Annotated in this window: 17 protein-coding genes; all 17 read left to right on the forward strand. The window is 59.3% G+C overall.

The features are described from left to right. Nucleotides 1-8 precede the first annotated feature (8 nt). Nucleotides 9-1,304, forward strand: coding sequence for an aspartate aminotransferase family protein (locus AC2FF8_RS07730; protein ID WP_496879361.1), 1,296 nt, complete (start codon nt 9-11; stop codon nt 1,302-1,304). Continuing rightward, entirely contained in the window at nt 1,301-2,242 is a 942-nt protein-coding gene (locus AC2FF8_RS07735) for a homoserine kinase (RefSeq protein ID WP_496879362.1), read from the forward strand. Before AC2FF8_RS07730 ends, AC2FF8_RS07735 begins: the two co-directional genes overlap by 4 nt. 13 nt (nt 2,243-2,255) lie before the next feature. After that, complete coding sequence (locus tag AC2FF8_RS07740) at nt 2,256-3,491, forward strand: Tm-1-like ATP-binding domain-containing protein (protein WP_496879363.1); 1,236 nt, start codon at nt 2,256-2,258, stop codon at nt 3,489-3,491. A 200-nt stretch (nt 3,492-3,691) separates the two neighbouring features. Next, nucleotides 3,692-3,904: a hypothetical protein gene (locus AC2FF8_RS07745; protein ID WP_496879364.1), complete on the forward strand. Its 213-nt coding sequence runs from the start codon at nt 3,692-3,694 to the stop codon at nt 3,902-3,904. A 15-nt stretch (nt 3,905-3,919) separates the two neighbouring features. Further along, on the forward strand, nt 3,920-4,720 hold the full coding sequence (locus AC2FF8_RS07750; RefSeq protein WP_170345158.1) for a transporter substrate-binding domain-containing protein: 801 nt from the start codon (nt 3,920-3,922) through the stop codon (nt 4,718-4,720). Between the two features lie 69 nt (nt 4,721-4,789). Further along, nucleotides 4,790-5,452: an amino acid ABC transporter permease gene (locus AC2FF8_RS07755; protein ID WP_496879365.1), complete on the forward strand. Its 663-nt coding sequence runs from the start codon at nt 4,790-4,792 to the stop codon at nt 5,450-5,452. Nucleotides 5,453-5,463: 11 nt separating this feature from the next. Further along, nucleotides 5,464-6,126, forward strand: coding sequence for an amino acid ABC transporter permease (locus AC2FF8_RS07760; RefSeq protein WP_496879366.1), 663 nt, complete (start codon nt 5,464-5,466; stop codon nt 6,124-6,126). Continuing rightward, complete coding sequence (locus tag AC2FF8_RS07765; protein WP_170345155.1) at nt 6,123-6,845, forward strand: amino acid ABC transporter ATP-binding protein; 723 nt, start codon at nt 6,123-6,125, stop codon at nt 6,843-6,845. Before AC2FF8_RS07760 ends, AC2FF8_RS07765 begins: the two co-directional genes overlap by 4 nt. Before the next feature lie 39 nt (nt 6,846-6,884). Further along, on the forward strand, nt 6,885-7,844 hold the full coding sequence (locus tag AC2FF8_RS07770) for a dihydrodipicolinate synthase family protein (protein ID WP_170345154.1): 960 nt from the start codon (nt 6,885-6,887) through the stop codon (nt 7,842-7,844). Beyond that, a complete protein-coding gene (locus tag AC2FF8_RS07775; RefSeq protein ID WP_496879367.1) occupies nt 7,835-8,767 on the forward strand; it encodes a 4-hydroxyproline epimerase in 933 nt (310 codons plus the stop codon). Before AC2FF8_RS07770 ends, AC2FF8_RS07775 begins: the two co-directional genes overlap by 10 nt. Nucleotides 8,768-8,833: 66 nt before the next feature. Next, complete coding sequence (locus tag AC2FF8_RS07780; protein WP_496879368.1) at nt 8,834-10,084, forward strand: NAD(P)/FAD-dependent oxidoreductase; 1,251 nt, start codon at nt 8,834-8,836, stop codon at nt 10,082-10,084. 15 nt (nt 10,085-10,099) lie between these two features. Then, nucleotides 10,100-11,203, forward strand: coding sequence for a cis-3-hydroxy-L-proline dehydratase (locus tag AC2FF8_RS07785; protein ID WP_425079190.1), 1,104 nt, complete (start codon nt 10,100-10,102; stop codon nt 11,201-11,203). A gap of 7 nt (nt 11,204-11,210) precedes the next feature. After that, on the forward strand, nt 11,211-12,236 hold the full coding sequence (locus AC2FF8_RS07790) for a trans-3-hydroxy-L-proline dehydratase (RefSeq protein ID WP_496879369.1): 1,026 nt from the start codon (nt 11,211-11,213) through the stop codon (nt 12,234-12,236). 189 nt (nt 12,237-12,425) lie between these two features. After that, a complete protein-coding gene (locus AC2FF8_RS07795; RefSeq protein ID WP_170345149.1) occupies nt 12,426-13,106 on the forward strand; it encodes a GntR family transcriptional regulator in 681 nt (226 codons plus the stop codon). A gap of 72 nt (nt 13,107-13,178) precedes the next feature. Further along, nucleotides 13,179-14,693 carry an aldehyde dehydrogenase (NADP(+)) gene (locus AC2FF8_RS07800; protein ID WP_496879370.1) on the forward strand — a complete coding sequence of 505 codons (1,515 nt, stop codon included), beginning with the start codon at nt 13,179-13,181 and terminating at the stop codon, nt 14,691-14,693. Between the two features lie 93 nt (nt 14,694-14,786). Next, nucleotides 14,787-15,020, forward strand: coding sequence for a malonyl-CoA decarboxylase domain-containing protein (locus tag AC2FF8_RS07805; protein WP_171118205.1), 234 nt, complete (start codon nt 14,787-14,789; stop codon nt 15,018-15,020). 5 nt (nt 15,021-15,025) lie between these two features. Further along, nucleotides 15,026-16,540, forward strand: a complete 1,515-nt coding sequence (locus tag AC2FF8_RS07810) for a malonate--CoA ligase (RefSeq protein WP_496879371.1) — start codon at nt 15,026-15,028, stop codon at nt 16,538-16,540. The last annotated feature ends 18 nt before the right edge of the window (nt 16,541-16,558 follow it).

The raw sequence follows: 16,558 nt of genomic DNA on the forward strand, positions 1-16,558 counted from the left end.
CCGCCCTCATGACTCTTCCAGCGAAATCAGTTGAACTCATTGAGCGCCGGGCCAAGCTATTGGGCCCTAACGTGTCGACGTTCTACGACGAGCCGATTCATTTCGTGAAAGGTGAAGGCGTCTGGCTGTGGGATGCAGACGGGCGCAAGTATCTGGACTGCTACAACAACGTGCCACATGTAGGGCATTGCAACCCGCGCGTGGTCGAGGCGATCTGCCGTCAGGCGCGCACGCTCAACACGCACACCCGGTATCTGCACGACGGGATTCTGGACTATGTCGAAAAACTGACCGGGACGATGGATGCAGCGCTGGATACGGCCATCCTCACCTGCACCGGTTCCGAGGCAAATGACATTGCTTTGCGAATGGCCGAGGCGATGACCGGAAAACGAGGGATCATTGCCACAGACGCCACCTATCACGGAAATACCGCGCTGGTCAGCCAGTTGAGCAGATCGAACATCCCGACAGTCGGCTTCGGGCTGAGCCAGTATTGCCGCTTTGTCAGCGCGCCCGACAGCTATCGCGATCCCGACCCGGACGGGTCAAAATTCGCCGATGCCGTGGCGGAACAGATTGCCGAGCACGAAAAGGCCGGCACCGGTTTTGCCGCATTGATCCTCTGCCCTTATTTTCTGAACGAGGGGTTTCCCGACAATCCGGACGGTTGGCTGGCACCCACGGCCAAGGTCGTACGCCAGGCCGGCGGCCTGTTGATCTGCGACGAGGTGCAATCAGGCTTTGGCCGAACCGGGACCCATATGTGGGCACATCAGAAGATGGGCGTTGTACCGGATGTCATGACCTTGGGCAAACCCATGGCCAACGGCCATCCGGTGGGCGGCGTGGTCACACGTTCCGAGATCATTTCGGCGTTCCGCAGGGGATATCGGTACTTCAACACGTTTGGCGGAAACCCTGTTTCCTGTGCTGCCACAATGGCGGTTTTGCAAGAGATCGAAGACCACAGCCTGGTCGCACATGCCAGATCCGTAGGCAACCACGCGCGGAAACGACTGAAGCTTTTGAAAGAAAAGTATACCGTCATCGGAGACATACGCGGCTCGGGGCTGATATTCGGGGCCGAAATGGTCCTAGATCGCGACAGCAAAGAACCCGCCAGTGAATTCACCGACCGTATCATCAACACCATGCGCCAGCGCGGGATCATTCACTCCAAGCTTGGACGCCATAAGAATACTCTGAAAATTCGCCCTCCCATGCCATTCTCTGTCGAAAACGCGGATCTTCTTTTCGACACGCTGGACGACGTGTTGGCGGAAACGCCACTGGTCGCATGAAGCAGATCGTGGAACAGGCGCTGACCCTTTGGGAACTGGTCGATAGCGAATGGTCTCTCGTGGCTGCTCGGGAAAACCGCGTCTATCGCGTTCAGGCCGGCCAGACCGCCTATGCTCTGCGACTGCATCGCAAAGGCTTGCGAACCGATGCCGAACTCCGTTCAGAGCTACAATGGATGGCCGTTCTCGGCAAAAACGGGGTCCGGGTTCCAACGCCTGTCCCGGCCGCAGATGGACGCTATCTGCATCTGGTGGACGGCATTCAGGTCGACATGCTCAACTGGTTGCCGGGCCGGCCGTTGGGTGCGACCGGATCAGCCTTGGAGCAGCGCGACAGGACCGGCGTCTTCCACACAATTGGCCGGGAAATGGCGCGACTGCATGACATCAGTGACCAATGGACTCCTCCGCACGACTTCGCGCGTTGGTCATGGGACCGGGGCGGGCTGCTTGGAGACACCCCTCTCTGGGGGCGTTTCTGGGAAAACCCAACGCTTCGAGAAACGGACCGGGTCCTTTTCCTGGCGTTCCGGGATATCGCAGATCGTGACCTGCTGCGCGCGGAAAATCAGTTGGATTACGGGCTGATCCACGCCGATCTTGTCCGCGAAAACGTCATGGTTGATGGTGACAAACTGTGGCTGATCGACTTCGACGATGCCGGGTTCGGTTTTCGCCTGTTTGATATCGCAACGACGCTTCTCAAGAACCTGCACGAACCGGATTTCAACCGGCTGCGCGGTGCTTTGCTGGCGGGGTACCGATCGGAACGACCGATCTGCACCACGCAACTCGACCTGTTCATGGCACTGCGCGCCGTAACCTATGTGGGATGGGTTGCATCCCGCCTGAACGAAGATGGATCGGACATACGCAACGTGCGGTTCATTGAAACCGCCCGAGGGTTGATGACCAAATACCTTCAACAGCACACTTAGACAGGAGGCACCAATGGCCAAAAAGACAATCCTGCTGATTGGTACTTATGACACCAAAGAGCCCGAAATGCGGTTCATCGAAAAGGCAGTCAAAGCGCAGGGCGCTGACGTGCTGACCATGGATGTCTCGGTTCTGGGTGATGCGTCCGATCCAACTGATATCTCAAAGCACGACGTGGCCGCAGCCGGTGGCATGACCATTGAAGAAGTCATCGCGCAAGGAGACGAGAACAAGGCCTTTCGCATAATGTCGGCAGGTGCCGCAAAAACCGTTGCAAAGGCTTATTCAGACGGTCGGTTTGACGGGATGCTTGCCACGGGCGGGACCATGGGCACGGACCTTGCGCTGGATTGTGCGCAGGCGCTGCCGATGGGCGTTCCCAAATACATCGTGTCAACGGTCAGCTTCTCGCCTCTGATCCCTCCGCACCGGTTGGCGCCGGATGTTCAGATGATCCTCTGGGCCGGCGGCCTGTATGGCATGAATTCGATCTGCAAATCGTCGCTCAGCCAGGCTGCCGGGGCCGTCGTGGGCGCAGCCAGGGCAGCGACCGCCCCCGATCGCAGCAAACCTCTGATCGGGATGACCAGCCTTGGTTCGTCCTGCCTGCGTTACATGAAAATTCTGAAACCGGCACTGGAAGACCGCGGGTTTGAAGTGGCCGTGTTCCACTCTACCGGCATGGGCGGCATGGCTTATGAAAAACTGGCAGGCGAAGGCGCGTTTGCCTGCGTGATGGACTTCTGCATGCAGGAATTCGGCAACCTGATGGCGGGCTCTGTTGTGTCCAGCGGCGATGACCGGGTCACCAATGCCGGGCGCGTTGGAACGCCCCAGATGGTGGCCCCCGGTGCGCTGGATCTATTGGATTTTGCGGGCTGGCAGGACATCCCCGAGCAATATGCCGATCGCCCGTTCCACGAACACAACCGCCTGATCAAAAGCTCGGTCTTCAACGGGGCTGAACGGCGCGCGTGGATTCGGGAACTCGCCAACCGTCTGGAAGCCGCAACCGGGCCCGTGCATTTCTTTTTGCCCGTTCAGGGTGTCGAAGCCTGGGACAGGGAAGGCGAAGAGGCGCATGATCCAGAGGCTCTGGCCGAAATGGTGGACGAGGCGCGCAAAGTCATGCCCGGCCGGGTGCCGATGGCCGAGCTGGATGTTCACATCAACGACGCGGCTTTCTGTCAGGCTGTTCTGTCACGATTTGACACGTGGGTGGAAACCGGCGTCATCAGAACAGACTGAACGCCATTGGAAGGAGTGGGAAAGGGCAAAACAACCCTGCGCGTTGTCTGACAGCGAATTGTGGCACCTGGCCGGATTTGTGCGGGTCGGTTCCGTAAACCTCGGGCACCCAGTCTTCAGACGGACGGTTCCAGAACGTGTTGGTGTTGTCTTCGTCCATCCCGGCCCGGTGCAGGCTGCAACACGCGGACCGGGTCAGAATGACCGGTTCTTCTTGGGATGTTGCACAAAAAGCGTTTCCCCTACGTTTTGATGATCGGCCTGCCCCCACCCCCAAGACGATCAATCAGCTAAGGGCGTTTCTTGAACATTTGATCCATCCGGAAGCCGGATACGGGCGCGTGTCGGTTGCCGATGGCAAATTTATGTGGATGTTGTATCCAATATCCGTTATTCGTGACCGCATCTTTTGATTCAGGGAGGATCACATGCTCAAGAAACTCGTCGCTTTGGCGGCCCTCACCACGTTCACAACAGGTCCTGCGATGGCGGACACGCTCGACGATGTCGTGGATCGCGGCACTCTTCGCTGTGGCGTTGTTCTGGACTTTCCGCCGATCGGGTATCGCGACGCCAACAACGAACCGGCGGGATTTGACGTGGAATACTGCAATGATCTGGCTGCGGCGCTTGAAGTTGAGGCGGAAATCCTGCCTTTGACCTGGGCCGAGCGCCTGCCGGTCATCGTAACCGGGCGCGCAGATGTCGTGTTCGGCGCGACCTCGGACAGCCTTGAACGGGCGCGGACCGTGGGCTTTACCATTCCTTATGCGATCTACTATGCGCAGGGCGTCGTGAACGCGGACAGCGGGATCGAAACCTTCGAAGACATCCGCGGCAAACGCGTCGCCGCCGCGATTGGCACCGTGCCGGAACAGGAATGGCTGAAGATTGCCGCCGAATGGGGTGAGGAAGGCAATTATCAGGGCTATCAGTCGGAAAACGAGGTGTTTCTGGCGGTCGCGCAGGGCAAGGCCGATATCGGCATCACCACCAACACCGCCGTTCTGCCGATCACCCAGCAATATGAAACCGTGCTGGCCGGTCCGCGTATGCCCTGGACCACCGACTACACCTCGGTCGTGGGCAAACGACAGGACGTCACCTGGCTGAACTTCCTGAACCTGTTTGTCACGCATCAGGTGCGTTCGGGCCGGTATCAGGAACTGTGGGGCAAATATGTCGGAGGCGAAGCACCCGAGCTGCGCATCCCCGGCGTGATGTACTGATTTCACCCCCCAGTGCTCTTTCGTCGGGTTTCGGCCTGGCGAAAGAGCCGGTCAATTCGGAAAAAACCTGTGTTCGATTACAACTTCCACTGGCGACCGGTCATGAAAAGCCTGCCGGACTTGCTTGAGGCATCGCTGCTGACCTTGCAAGTCGCGGTTCTGGCGATGATCCTGGGCATCATCATCGGCCTGTGTCTTGCGCTGACGCGGCTGCACCTGAAGGGGCCGCTGTACTGGTTCGCCTCAGCCTGGGTTGAACTGGCCCGAAACACGCCCGCCCTGTTTCAGCTGTTCTTTTTCGGCTTCGGGCTTGGCGCGTTCGGCCTGCACCTGTCGCCTTACTTCATCGTGCTGGCGGGTTTGACCTTCAATTGCGCCGGTTATCTGGCCGAAAACTTTCGCGGAGGTTTTCAGGCCGTCCCCGAGACGCAGTTGCGGGCCTCTCGTTCCCTGGGCATGACCGCGTGGCAGGCTTACACACGCGTGGTGATCCCGCAGGTGTTTCGCATCGTCTATCACCCGATCACCAATCAGATGGTCTGGGCCGTGCTCATGTCCTCGCTGGGCATGCTGGTCGGCTTCCGGGAACTGTCAGGTGAAACGCAGTTCTTTGCCTCGCGCACCTTCCGCATCTTCGAATACTTCGCCGTCACAGCGATCATCTACTACGTGATCGTCAAAATCATTCTCGGAGCCTCACGCCTGCTGGCGACCCGGCTCTTTCGCTACTGAAGGACGCTCGGATGGAACCCACTGTCAGCTTTTTCAGCGGCTTCACCATCAATGATCTGTGGTTTCTGGGCGAAGCGGCCCTGCGGACACTCTGGATTTCGGTTCTGTCGATATCCATCGGAACACTTCTTGGCGTGGTATGCGGGTGGATCCTGTACGAGGGCAAGCTGGCCGCCGCCCTGACAGTGGCCCCGTTTCTGGATATTTTTCGTTCGGTTCCGCTGATCATCCAACTGGTGCTGTTCTACAACTTTGCGCCCATTGTCGGGCTCAATCTGGACCCGTTCGCCTCGGGCGTGGTGATCCTGTCGATCTACACGGCCGCTTTGGTTGCGAATGTCGCGCGCGGCGGGATCGAGGCCGTCGGCGCGCCGATGCGCCGTGCGGCACGCAGCCTGGGCATGACCTATTGGCAGGACCTGCGCTATGTCGTCTTCCCAATCGGCGGACGCGCGGTGTTCCCCGCCTGGGTCGGTGTCGCACTGGGAGTGATGAAGGACAGCGCGTTGGTTTCGGTGCTGGGCTATGTCGAACTGCTCAAGGCCAGCCAGATCCTGATCACCCGCACGCAGGAACCTTTCCTGATCCTGACAATCGCGGGCGCGTTCTATTTCGCGCTCAGCTATCCGATTTCGCGCTATTCCGCGTCTCTTGAAAAAAGGTGGGCCCAATGATCGAAATTCGCGACCTGCACAAGTATTTCGGCGCCCTGCATGTGCTGAAAGGCATCGATCTGGATGTGCAGAAAGGAGAGGTCCTGTCGGTGATCGGCGCATCGGGCTCCGGCAAATCGACCCTGCTGTATTGCATCAACGGGCTGGAGCCGATTCAGCAAGGCTCGGTCAGGGTCGATGGCACCGATGTTCATGCCAAAGGCACCGACATCAACAAGCTGCGCACGAAGCTGGGAATGGTGTTTCAGCAATGGAACAGCTTTCCCCATCTGACAGCGCTGGAAAACGTCGCACTCGCCCCCAAGATCGTCAAGGGACTGTCAAAATCAGAAGCCCGCGATATCGCCGCCCGCCAACTGACCCATGTTGGCCTGGGCGAAAAGCTGGGCGTCTACCCCTCGGCCCTTTCGGGTGGCCAGCAACAGCGTCTGGCCATCGCCCGCGCGCTGGCGATGGAACCGGAATACATGCTGTTTGATGAGGCGACGTCAGCGCTGGACCCCGAACTGGTGGGCGAGGTTCTCGACACGATGCGCCTTTTGGCCGAAGAAGGGATGACCATGATCTGTGTCACGCACGAGATGGGTTTCGCACGCGATGTGTCGGACCGGGTTGCTTATTTCCATCAGGGCATGATGGAAGAGATCGGCCCGCCCGGGCAGATATTCGGTGATGCGCAATCCGAAAACACCCGTAAATTCCTGGCCAACGTGCGCTGAGTGCGCCGGCCCCCTGAAACAACGAGGAAGATCACCTTCATGTCCAAGAATATCTTCACCGGCACCATGCCAGCCCTGATGACCCCCTGCAAAACCGACCGGACACCGGATTTCGATGCTCTGGTCAAAAAGGGCAAGGAAATGATCCAGGCAGGCATGTCGGCCGTGGTGTATTGCGGTTCGATGGGCGACTGGCCGTTGCTGTCGGATGCCGAACGCATGCAAGGTGTCGAACGCCTGATCGAGGCAGGCCTGCCCGTCGTCGTCGGCACCGGTGCGATAAACTCGAAATCTGCCGTGGCGCTGGCTGCACATGCGCAAAAGGTCGGCGCGGCAGGGCTTATGGTCATCCCACGTGTGCTGTCGCGCGGATCGTCCATCCCGGCACAGCGCAACCACTTCAAGGCAATCCTGTCAGCCGCGCCGGATATCCCGGCCATCATTTACAACAGCCCCGTTTACGGCTTCGCCACCCGCGCCGATTTGTTCCTGGAATTGCGTGCAGATCATCCGAACCTGGTTGGGTTCAAGGAATTCGGCGGCAAAAGCGACCTGCGCTACGCCGCGGAACACATCACCTCGAAAGATGATCAGGTGACACTGATGGTTGGTGTGGATACCGAGGTTTACCATGGCTTCGTCAACTGCGGCGCTACCGGATCGATTACCGGTATTGGTACTGCCTTGCCCAAAGAGGCACTGCTGCTGGCCGCCCTGTGCCAGAAAGCGGCGGCGGGCCATGCCGAAGCGCGCCTGCGCGCGCGCGAGCTTGAAGAAGCCTTTGGCGTGCTGGCCAGCTTTGACGAAGGCACCGATCTGGTGCTGTATTACAAGCACCTTCTGGTCCTGAACGGTGAAGAGGAATACCGCTTGCACTTCAACGAAACCGACGAACTGACGGATGCCCAGCGCAACTATTGCGAACAGCAATACAGACTGTTCCGCACATGGTTTGCCGACTGGTCCAGCCAGGGCGGAGTCATCGCTGAATGCATGTGATCGACAGCCATACCGGAGGCATGCCCACGCGGGTCATCCTGAACGGCGGCCCCGATCTGGGGTCGGGCACGCTGGCCGAGCGCGCACAACGTCTGGCCACCGAGCACAAGGCTTTCTACAAATCGGTCCTTCTGGAGCCGCGCGGCCAACCCGGCATGGTCGGGGCGCTTCTGGTCGCCCCGGAAACATCTGGCTGCGAAATCGGCGTGATCTATTTCGATGCCGACGCCGTTCTGGGCATGTGCGGTCACGGCACCATCGGCCTTGGGGTCACTCTGGCGCATCTGGGCCGGATCGGTCCGGGAACGCACGGGGTCGAAACGCCGGCCGGCGTCATCTCGGTTGAGCTGTTGGACGCCAATACGGTGCGCGTCACCAATATCGAAAGCCGCCGGGTCAGGGCTTCTGTGTCTGTTGAAGTCGAAGGCCATGGAAAAGTGACCGGCGATCTGGCCTATGGTGGTAACTGGTTCTTCATTGTCGATCCCAGTCCGATGGACGTGACGCCCGGCAACATCCGTGCCCTCACCGATCTGACCATTGCAATTCGCAAAGCCTGCACCGACCAGAATGTGCGTGGTGAAAACGGGGAACCGGTGGACCACGTGATCTTGCAGGGCAAATCCCCGGACAAAGACGTTCACAGCCGGAATTTCGTCCTGTGCCCGGACGATCAATATGACCGATCCCCGTGCGGGACAGGCAGTTCGGCGCGTCTGGCCTGTCTGGCGGCGGATGGGGTTCTGGCTCCGGGGGTTGAGATCGTGCAGGAAAGCGTGATCGGCAGTTCCTACCGGCTGAGCTATCAGCCCGGCCCCAATGGCGGCGTCATTCCAACCCTGACCGGGCAGGCGCATATCATGGCCGAGGGCACATTGATTTTCGCGCAAAACGATCCGTTCCGCGGCGGGATCCTTCTTTGACAAAACCATCGGGGACTGGCGCAATCCGGCCCCCGGTACCGAACCACAGTTTGAAAAGATCTGGCCATGCTGCAAGACAACCCGACGGATATTGTTGTGATCGGTGCCGGTATCATTGGGATCAGCACGGCACTGGAATTGCAAAAGCGCGGCAAACAGGTTCTGGTGCTGGATCGCGAAGGCGTAGGAGCCGGTGCCTCGAAAGGGAATGCCGGAGCTTTTGCCTTTACCGATATCGTGCCGTTGGCCACCCCCGGGATCATGCGCAAAGCTCCGAAATGGCTGTTTGATCCATTGGGTCCGCTTTCAATCCCCCCCTCTTACGCTTTGAACATCGCACCGTGGATGCTGCGGTTCTGGCGGGCCAGTTGGCAGGATCGCTATGCTGCGGCCTTGTCTGCACAGGCTGCTTTGATGGATCACAGCCGCTCGGCGCTGGAACGCCAGATCGCGGATGTCGACGGCGAAGCGCTGATGCAACGCGAAGGCCAGTTGCAGTTGTTCGAAAGTGAAGGCGAATTCCGCGCCAGTCTTCCCACATGGGATATGCGCAAGGATCATGGCATCCCCTTTGATCTGCTGGACAGCCCCGACGCGATTGCGGACATCCAGCCCGGGCTTGACCGACGATTTACCCATGCGGGTTTTACGCCCACCTGGATGAACACGGTCGATCCGGCCAGCTGGGCAAGACATTTGGCCACCCGGTTCACCGCCCGCGGCGGCCAGGTTGAAATCGCGGCAATCAATGCGCTCATACCGATGGATTCGGGCGTTCGCCTGACGACTTCGATCGGTGAAATCGAAGCAAGACAGGTGATCGTGGCCGCCGGGGCCTGGTCTCACCAACTCGCGAAAACTCTGGGTGATCGCATCCCTCTGGAAACCGAGCGCGGATACAACACTACCCTGCCCGAAGGGGCCTTTGACCTGCGCACCCATCTGACATTCGGTGGACATGGGTTCGTGGTGACTCGGATCAACGGCGGTGTGCGCATCGGAGGCGCGGTCGAGTTGGGCGGGCTGGAACTGCCACCCAATTACAAACGCGCCGACACGTTGCTGGCAAAGGCCGGTCGCTTCATGCCTGGCCTGAATTTGGAAGGCGGCACGCAATGGATGGGCTTCCGGCCATCGCTTCCCGACAGTTTGCCGGTGATCGACCGCTCGGCCCGTGCGTCACAGGTGTTCTACGCCTTCGGACATGGCCATCTGGGCTTGACGCAATCCGCAGGCACGGCGGAACTGGTCGCGGATCTGGTCACGAACGCCAAGCCCGCGCTCGACATGAAGCCTTACGCATCCACACGCTTCTGATCAGGAGAACACCTCATGAAAATCACCGCACTGAACGTATATCAGGTGGATCTTCCGCTGAAGGAAGGCCGCTACAGCTGGTCCAATGGCAACTATGTCGAAGTCTTCGACAGCACCGTTCTCGAGATCATCACGGATGAAGGTCTGAAGGGGTATGCCGAATGCTGCCCGCTGGGATCGGCTTATCTTCCGTCCTTCGCACTTGGCGTCAGGGCCGGGCTGGCCGAATTGTCGCCACATCTGATCGGGCAGGATCCGCTGAATATCGGCCAGATCAATCGCACCATGGATGCTGCCCTGCGTGGCCACCCCTATGCCAAGGCGCCTGTCGATATCGCCTGCTGGGATCTGCTGGGCAAGGCGACCGGGCAACCGCTTTACACCCTGTTGGGCGGCGCGGCACAAAAGGACGTGGTGCTGTATCGCGCGATCAGCCAGGAAGCGCCGGACATCATGGCGCAAAAGATCGAAGGCTATGCGGCCGAAGGCTACACGAAGTTCCAACTCAAGGTGGGCGGTGAAGCCAATGACGACATCGACCGCATTCATGCCACCCGCGCGGTTCTGAAAAAGACCGACCTGCTGGTGGCAGATGCCAACACCGGCTGGACCCGGCACGAGGCCGCCCGTGTCGTGGGCGCGGTCTCGGGTCTGGATGTCTATGTGGAACAACCCTGTTTGACCTATGAGGAATGCGTGTCGATCCGCCGCCGCACCGCGCTGCCCTTCGTGATGGATGAGGTCATCGACACGCCCAACACATTGGTCCGCGGCATCGCCGATGACGCCATGGACGTGATCAATCTGAAAATCTCCAAGGTAGGAGGTCTGACCAAGGCAAAACTGATGCGGGATCTGTGCGTGGCGCACGGTATTCCCATGACCATCGAGGACACATGGGGCGGCGACATCACCACCGCCACCATCGCCCATCTGGCACGGTCAACACCGTCCGAGTTCACGTTCTCGGCCACCGATTTCAATTCCTATGGTACCGTGGACATCGCCGAAGGCGCACCGAAGCGTATCAATGGCCGGATGACCGCAGCAGATCGTCCCGGTCTGGGCGTGACACCGATCTTCGACGCGCTGGGTGCTCCTGTCGCGCAGTACGGCTGAGGTAAACATGCGCAGCAGCAAAACCATACATGTGATCTCGGCCCATGCCGAAGGTGAGGTTGGAGATGTCATCGTCGGAGGCGTCGCCCCACCGCCGGGCGACACTCTCTGGGATCAGCGAAGCTTCATTGCGCAGGACCAGACACTGCGCAACTTTGTCCTCAATGAGCCGCGCGGCGGTGTGTTCCGGCATGTCAACCTTCTGGTTCCGCCAAAACACCCCGAGGCGGACGCCGCCTGGATCATCATGGAACCCGAAGACACGCCGCCCATGTCGGGGTCCAACTCGATCTGTGTCTCAACCGTGTTGCTGGATGGCGGGATCATTCCGATGAAAGAGCCGGAAACTCATATGGTGCTCGAGGCACCGGGCGGGCTGGTCCGGGTGCGTGCGGAATGCCGCGATGGCAAGGCGCGGCGCATCTTCGTCCAGAACCTGCCCAGCTTTGCCGACAAGCTGTCGGTCCCGCTCGAGGTATCCGGACTGGGCACGATCACGGTAGATACCGCTTATGGCGGCGACAGCTTCGTGGTCGTCGATGCGCAGACGCTTGGGTTTGCAATCGTCGATAATGAGGCCCGCGACATAGCCCGGTTGGGGGTAAAGATCACAAACGCCGCCAATGAACAGCTTGGGTTCTCTCATCCCGAGAACCCGGACTGGGGTCATATATCGTTCTGCGCCTTTTGCGGCCCGCTGAGCGAGACGGAAACCGGTCTAAGCGGCAAGTCCGCCGTGGCGATCCAGCCGGGTAAGGTTGACCGTTCACCAACGGGTACCGCGGTGTCTGCCCGCATGGCGCTGATGGCGGCCAAGGGGGTGATGAAACCCGGCCAGACCTTCGACGCGGTTTCGATCATCGGATCACGATTTATCGGTCGGATCATTCGCACTGTGCAGATAGGTGGCCGCCCGGCAATCGTTCCTGAAATCAGCGGTCGCGGTTGGATCACCGGAATACATCAGCACATGCTGGACCCTGACGACCCGTGGCCCGGTGGGTATCGCCTGTCTGACACCTGGGGTGTTTGATGTCGGGAAACACATTATTCAGAGACGGAAAAGTCTGAAGATACGCGGGCTGGTTACGGATTCATAAGCAGATTCAGGCTTTTCCAGATCTCGGGCATGGGTCGAACATTGGTCGAAATCCAAGTTCGGCTTGGAAAAGTCGATGATTACGGGTAATTGTATCCAAAAAACCGTAGCGGGATATTGGACATGGCAGGGAAACGCGCGATCACGAAACAAAGCCTACCGGACGTTATCGCAAATGATCTGCGTGAACGTATCCTGAGCGGCGAACTTGCCGAAGGTGAGACGATCCGGCAGGAAGCTCTGGCCGAGGAATATGATGTCTCGCGCATGCCGATCCGCGAGGCGCTGAAGCGCCTGAATGCCGAAGGTCTGGTGCAATGGGCCAACAATCGCGGCGGCTCGGTGACCAAGCACTCCCTCGACGAAATCGGTGAAATTTTCGATCTTCGCATCCTGATCGAAGTGGATCTGTTTCGCCGGGCCATCCCGAATATGGGCCCGAGGGAATTTGCGCGTTGCGACGAAATTCTCAGGCAGATGGAAGCGTCATATGACGAAAATGACGTCGGCAAGTGGGGGATATTGAACTATCAATATCACTCGGCGCTTTATGCGGCGTCACAGCGGAAGCTGACCAATGAATTGCTGGACCGCGTCAACCTGCAATCGGATCGTTATGTAAGGATGCACCTGAGCGTGATGAAACAGCGCGAACCCGCAAAAAAGGAACATCGTGATCTGTTGCGGCTGGCGCAGGAAGGCAATGTGGACAAAGCCTGCGAGGTCTTGACGCAGCATATTCGCCGGACCAAGGAACAGCTTCTGGAAATGATCGCCTCGAAGCGCGGGACAGACGAACCCTAGGGCGGTCTTGCATGTCCCGTTATTTTGGATACATTATCCATAAATCTGGACATCCCGAAATACGAGGCCCAAATGACCTTTACTCCGCATGGCAAGCACCTGATCGCCGGCAACTGGCTTGCTGGTGACGATTTCTTTGCGTCACAACCCGCACATGGGCCATCGCATGACTTTTCGAAAGGTCGGATTTCAGACGTCGAGGCCGCTGCGCAGGCCGCAGAAGAGGCGTTTTGGAGTTATGGTTATTCCACTCGGGAAGAACGCGCAGCCTTTCTGAACGCCATTGCCGACGAGATCGAAGCGCGCGCCGAAGCAATCACCGAGATTGGCACTCAGGAAACCGGCCTGCCCGAGGCTCGGCTGCAAGGTGAGCGGGGCCGCACGTCGGAGCAGCTGAGGCTTTTCGCAACGCATATCCTCAGCGGCGATTATCTGGACCGGCGCCACGACAGCGCGCTGCCGAACCGTGCGCCCCTGCCCCGGCCCGATCTGAAGATGATCCAGCGCCCGATCGGCCCGGTCGCGGTGTTCGGCGCATCAAATTTCCCGCTGGCATTTTCCACCGCCGGGGGGGACACCGCCGCCGCATTGGCTGCCGGCTGCCCGGTTGTCGTCAAAGGCCACGGCGCCCACCCGGGCACCGGCGAAATCATCGCCGAAGCAATCCTCGCAGCCACCCGCCGGTGCAACATTCATCCCGGTGTTTTCAGCCTGATCCAGGACGGCGGCCCGGCTGTGGGTTCAGCCTTGGTGCAACACCCTCTGATCAAGGCGGTCGGGTTCACCGGATCGCTTGCGGGCGGTCGCGCCCTGTTCGATCTGTGCGCCGCACGCCCCGAACCGATTCCGTTTTTTGGTGAGCTTGGATCGGTCAACCCCATGTTCATTCTGGATGCGGCACTGGCAAACCGGGGTGAAGACATCGCCAAAGGCTGGGCCGGCTCGCTGACGATGGGCGCAGGTCAGTTCTGCACCAACCCGGGCGTCGTCGTGATGGCGGCAGGTGAAGCAACGGACCGTTTCGCCGAGATCGCACAGGCCGCATTGACCGAAGTACCGGCGCAGACCATGCTGACCGACGGCATCGCCGACGCCTACCGCAACGGTCAGGCCCGTGTTGCTGAAACCGCTGGCGTTCACGAGGTTCTGGCTTCGACATGCGATCAGCGCAACGCAACCCCCTTCCTTTACCAAACAAGCGCCGCGACATGGCTGGCCAACGAAACCCTCGCGGAAGAGGTGTTTGGCCCGCTGGGCATTATCGTTACCGCCGAGACACCCGACGAAATGCGCGACGTCGCGCGCGGATTGCACGGGCAGCTGACCTGCACCCTGCATATGGACGAGGAAGACATGGGCATGGCGCGGTCCCTGCTGCCGATCCTTGAACGCAAAGCCGGACGCGTATTGGCCAACGGCTTCCCCACGGGGGTCGAGGTATGTGACAGCATGGTCCATGGCGGCCCCTACCCGGCTTCGACCAATTTCGGCGCCACATCCGTGGGCACATTGTCGATCCGACGTTTCCTGCGTCCTGTCTGCTATCAGAACCTGCCGGATGCCTTGCTGCCGGAACACTTCTCATAGGGAAATCAGTCGACACCCGCCGATACTCTGAAAGCACGATGCGCAGCAGGGTGTCGGCGGTTGTAACTGCCAAGCGACAGGGGACGGAGGCACATGCCCCCGGATCCAATTGCACAGTTTCATTTGGGTAACAGTGCTTTTGATCAATCGGTTCATGGCAACGCAATCACGGCCCGATCCGTTGGCACCATGGTCAACTACCTGTATGAATTGACCCGTGTTGCCCAATACCACGAACAATTCGCCAATACCCATGAGATGATCGCCTCATTCGAGATCCATTTCCTCGCTGCATCCACCTCTCTCTCCATACTTCAAGAAAGGTAAACCTGATGGCCAACCCCCTCTATGACGGCCTGTTCGGCATTCATGCCGGCAAAGGCACACCTTTTTTGCGGCTGCTGGACGGGACAACGATTTCACATCAGGACTTTCTCGGCAAAGCGGCGCAGATTGCACATGTGGCCAAGCATCTGGGCCTGACCCCCGGTGATCGCGTTGCGGCGCAGGTTGAGAAGTCACCCGAGGCGCTGGCGCTTTATGCTGCCTGCGCCCAGGCCGGTCTGGTGTTCCTGCCCCTGAATACCGCCTACACGGTCGATGAATTGACCTATTTCATCGAAAACAGCGGGGCCGCGCTGATTATCTGCGACACCGAAAGTGAGGAAAAACTCACCCCTGTCGGCGCGCAGCTGGGGGCGCAAATAGAAACCCTGAACGCGGATGGAAGCGGGTCTCTGACAGATCTGGCCGCGACCATGCCGACACGTTTCGAAACTGTCCCCCGCGATGGCGAGGACCTGGCTGCGTTCCTCTATACATCGGGAACCACAGGCCGGTCCAAGGGGGCCATGCTGACCCAGAACAATCTGCTGTCGAATGCCCGGACACTGGTCAGGGAATGGCGCTTCACCTCGCAGGATGTGCTGCTGCATGCCCTGCCGATCTTCCACACCCACGGGCTGTTCGTCGCGACCAATATCATGCTGGCCGCGGGTGGATGCATGATCTGGCTGCCCAAGTTCGATCTGGACCAGATCATCGACAATTTGCCCTGTGCCACATCGATGATGGGCGTCCCAACCTTCTATACGCGCCTGTTGGACGACCCGCGTTTTACCAGGGAACTGGCCACCCATATGCGCCTGTTCGTATCGGGATCGGCACCGCTGCGGGCGGAAACCCATGTGCAGTTCGAAAAACGAACGGGGCATCGCATCCTTGAACGCTATGGCATGACTGAAACCAACATGAACACGTCAAACCCGTATGACGGCGAGCGGCGCGCCGGAACGGTCGGGCACCCGCTGCCCGGGGTCGAACTGAAGATCTGTGATTCAGATGGCAATACCCTGCCTGCGGGCGAGATCGGCACAATTGAAGTGCGCGGGCCCAACGTCTTCAAAGGGTATTGGCAGATGCCTGAAAAAACCGCTGCCGAACTGCGCGACAACGGCTTTTTCATCACCGGTGATCTGGGCCGCATCGACGAGGATGGCTACGTCCATATCGTTGGTCGCAACAAGGATCTGATCATTTCGGGCGGTTACAACATCTACCCAAAAGAGATCGAGCTGGTTCTCGATGATCAACCCGGTGTTCTGGAAAGCGCCGTGATCGGCGTGCCGCATCCCGATTTCGGTGAAACGGTTGTTGGTGTCATCGTGGCAGAGCCCGGCCAGACCCCTGATCCGGATGCGATAACGGGCGCGGTCCACGAAAGTCTGGCCCGGTTCAAGCATCCGCGCAAGCTGATCGTTCTGGATGAGCTGCCCCGCAACACGATGGGCAAGGTTCAAAAGAACATTCTGCGTGACCGATACAAAGACCTCTTCATGACCGTATGAGTGGGTCTCGGCACAGCG

The organism is Ruegeria sp. YTSA144 (assembly GCF_059610125.1).

Coding starts and splice junctions, on each gene's coding strand:
- AC2FF8_RS07760 (WP_496879366.1), top strand. CDS start 5,464: ATGGAACCCACTGTCAGCTTTTTCAGCGGCTTCACCATCAATGATCTG.
- AC2FF8_RS07810 (WP_496879371.1), top strand. CDS start 15,026: ATGGCCAACCCCCTCTATGACGGCCTGTTCGGCATTCATGCCGGCAAA.
- AC2FF8_RS07770 (WP_170345154.1), top strand. CDS start 6,885: ATGTCCAAGAATATCTTCACCGGCACCATGCCAGCCCTGATGACCCCC.
- AC2FF8_RS07785 (WP_425079190.1), top strand. CDS start 10,100: ATGAAAATCACCGCACTGAACGTATATCAGGTGGATCTTCCGCTGAAG.
- AC2FF8_RS07740 (WP_496879363.1), top strand. CDS start 2,256: ATGGCCAAAAAGACAATCCTGCTGATTGGTACTTATGACACCAAAGAG.
- AC2FF8_RS07745 (WP_496879364.1), top strand. CDS start 3,692: ATGACCGGTTCTTCTTGGGATGTTGCACAAAAAGCGTTTCCCCTACGT.
- AC2FF8_RS07765 (WP_170345155.1), top strand. CDS start 6,123: ATGATCGAAATTCGCGACCTGCACAAGTATTTCGGCGCCCTGCATGTG.
- AC2FF8_RS07800 (WP_496879370.1), top strand. CDS start 13,179: ATGACCTTTACTCCGCATGGCAAGCACCTGATCGCCGGCAACTGGCTT.
- AC2FF8_RS07750 (WP_170345158.1), top strand. CDS start 3,920: ATGCTCAAGAAACTCGTCGCTTTGGCGGCCCTCACCACGTTCACAACA.
- AC2FF8_RS07775 (WP_496879367.1), top strand. CDS start 7,835: ATGCATGTGATCGACAGCCATACCGGAGGCATGCCCACGCGGGTCATC.
- AC2FF8_RS07790 (WP_496879369.1), top strand. CDS start 11,211: ATGCGCAGCAGCAAAACCATACATGTGATCTCGGCCCATGCCGAAGGT.
- AC2FF8_RS07780 (WP_496879368.1), top strand. CDS start 8,834: ATGCTGCAAGACAACCCGACGGATATTGTTGTGATCGGTGCCGGTATC.
- AC2FF8_RS07805 (WP_171118205.1), top strand. CDS start 14,787: ATGCCCCCGGATCCAATTGCACAGTTTCATTTGGGTAACAGTGCTTTT.
- AC2FF8_RS07735 (WP_496879362.1), top strand. CDS start 1,301: ATGAAGCAGATCGTGGAACAGGCGCTGACCCTTTGGGAACTGGTCGAT.
- AC2FF8_RS07730 (WP_496879361.1), top strand. CDS start 9: ATGACTCTTCCAGCGAAATCAGTTGAACTCATTGAGCGCCGGGCCAAG.
- AC2FF8_RS07795 (WP_170345149.1), top strand. CDS start 12,426: ATGGCAGGGAAACGCGCGATCACGAAACAAAGCCTACCGGACGTTATC.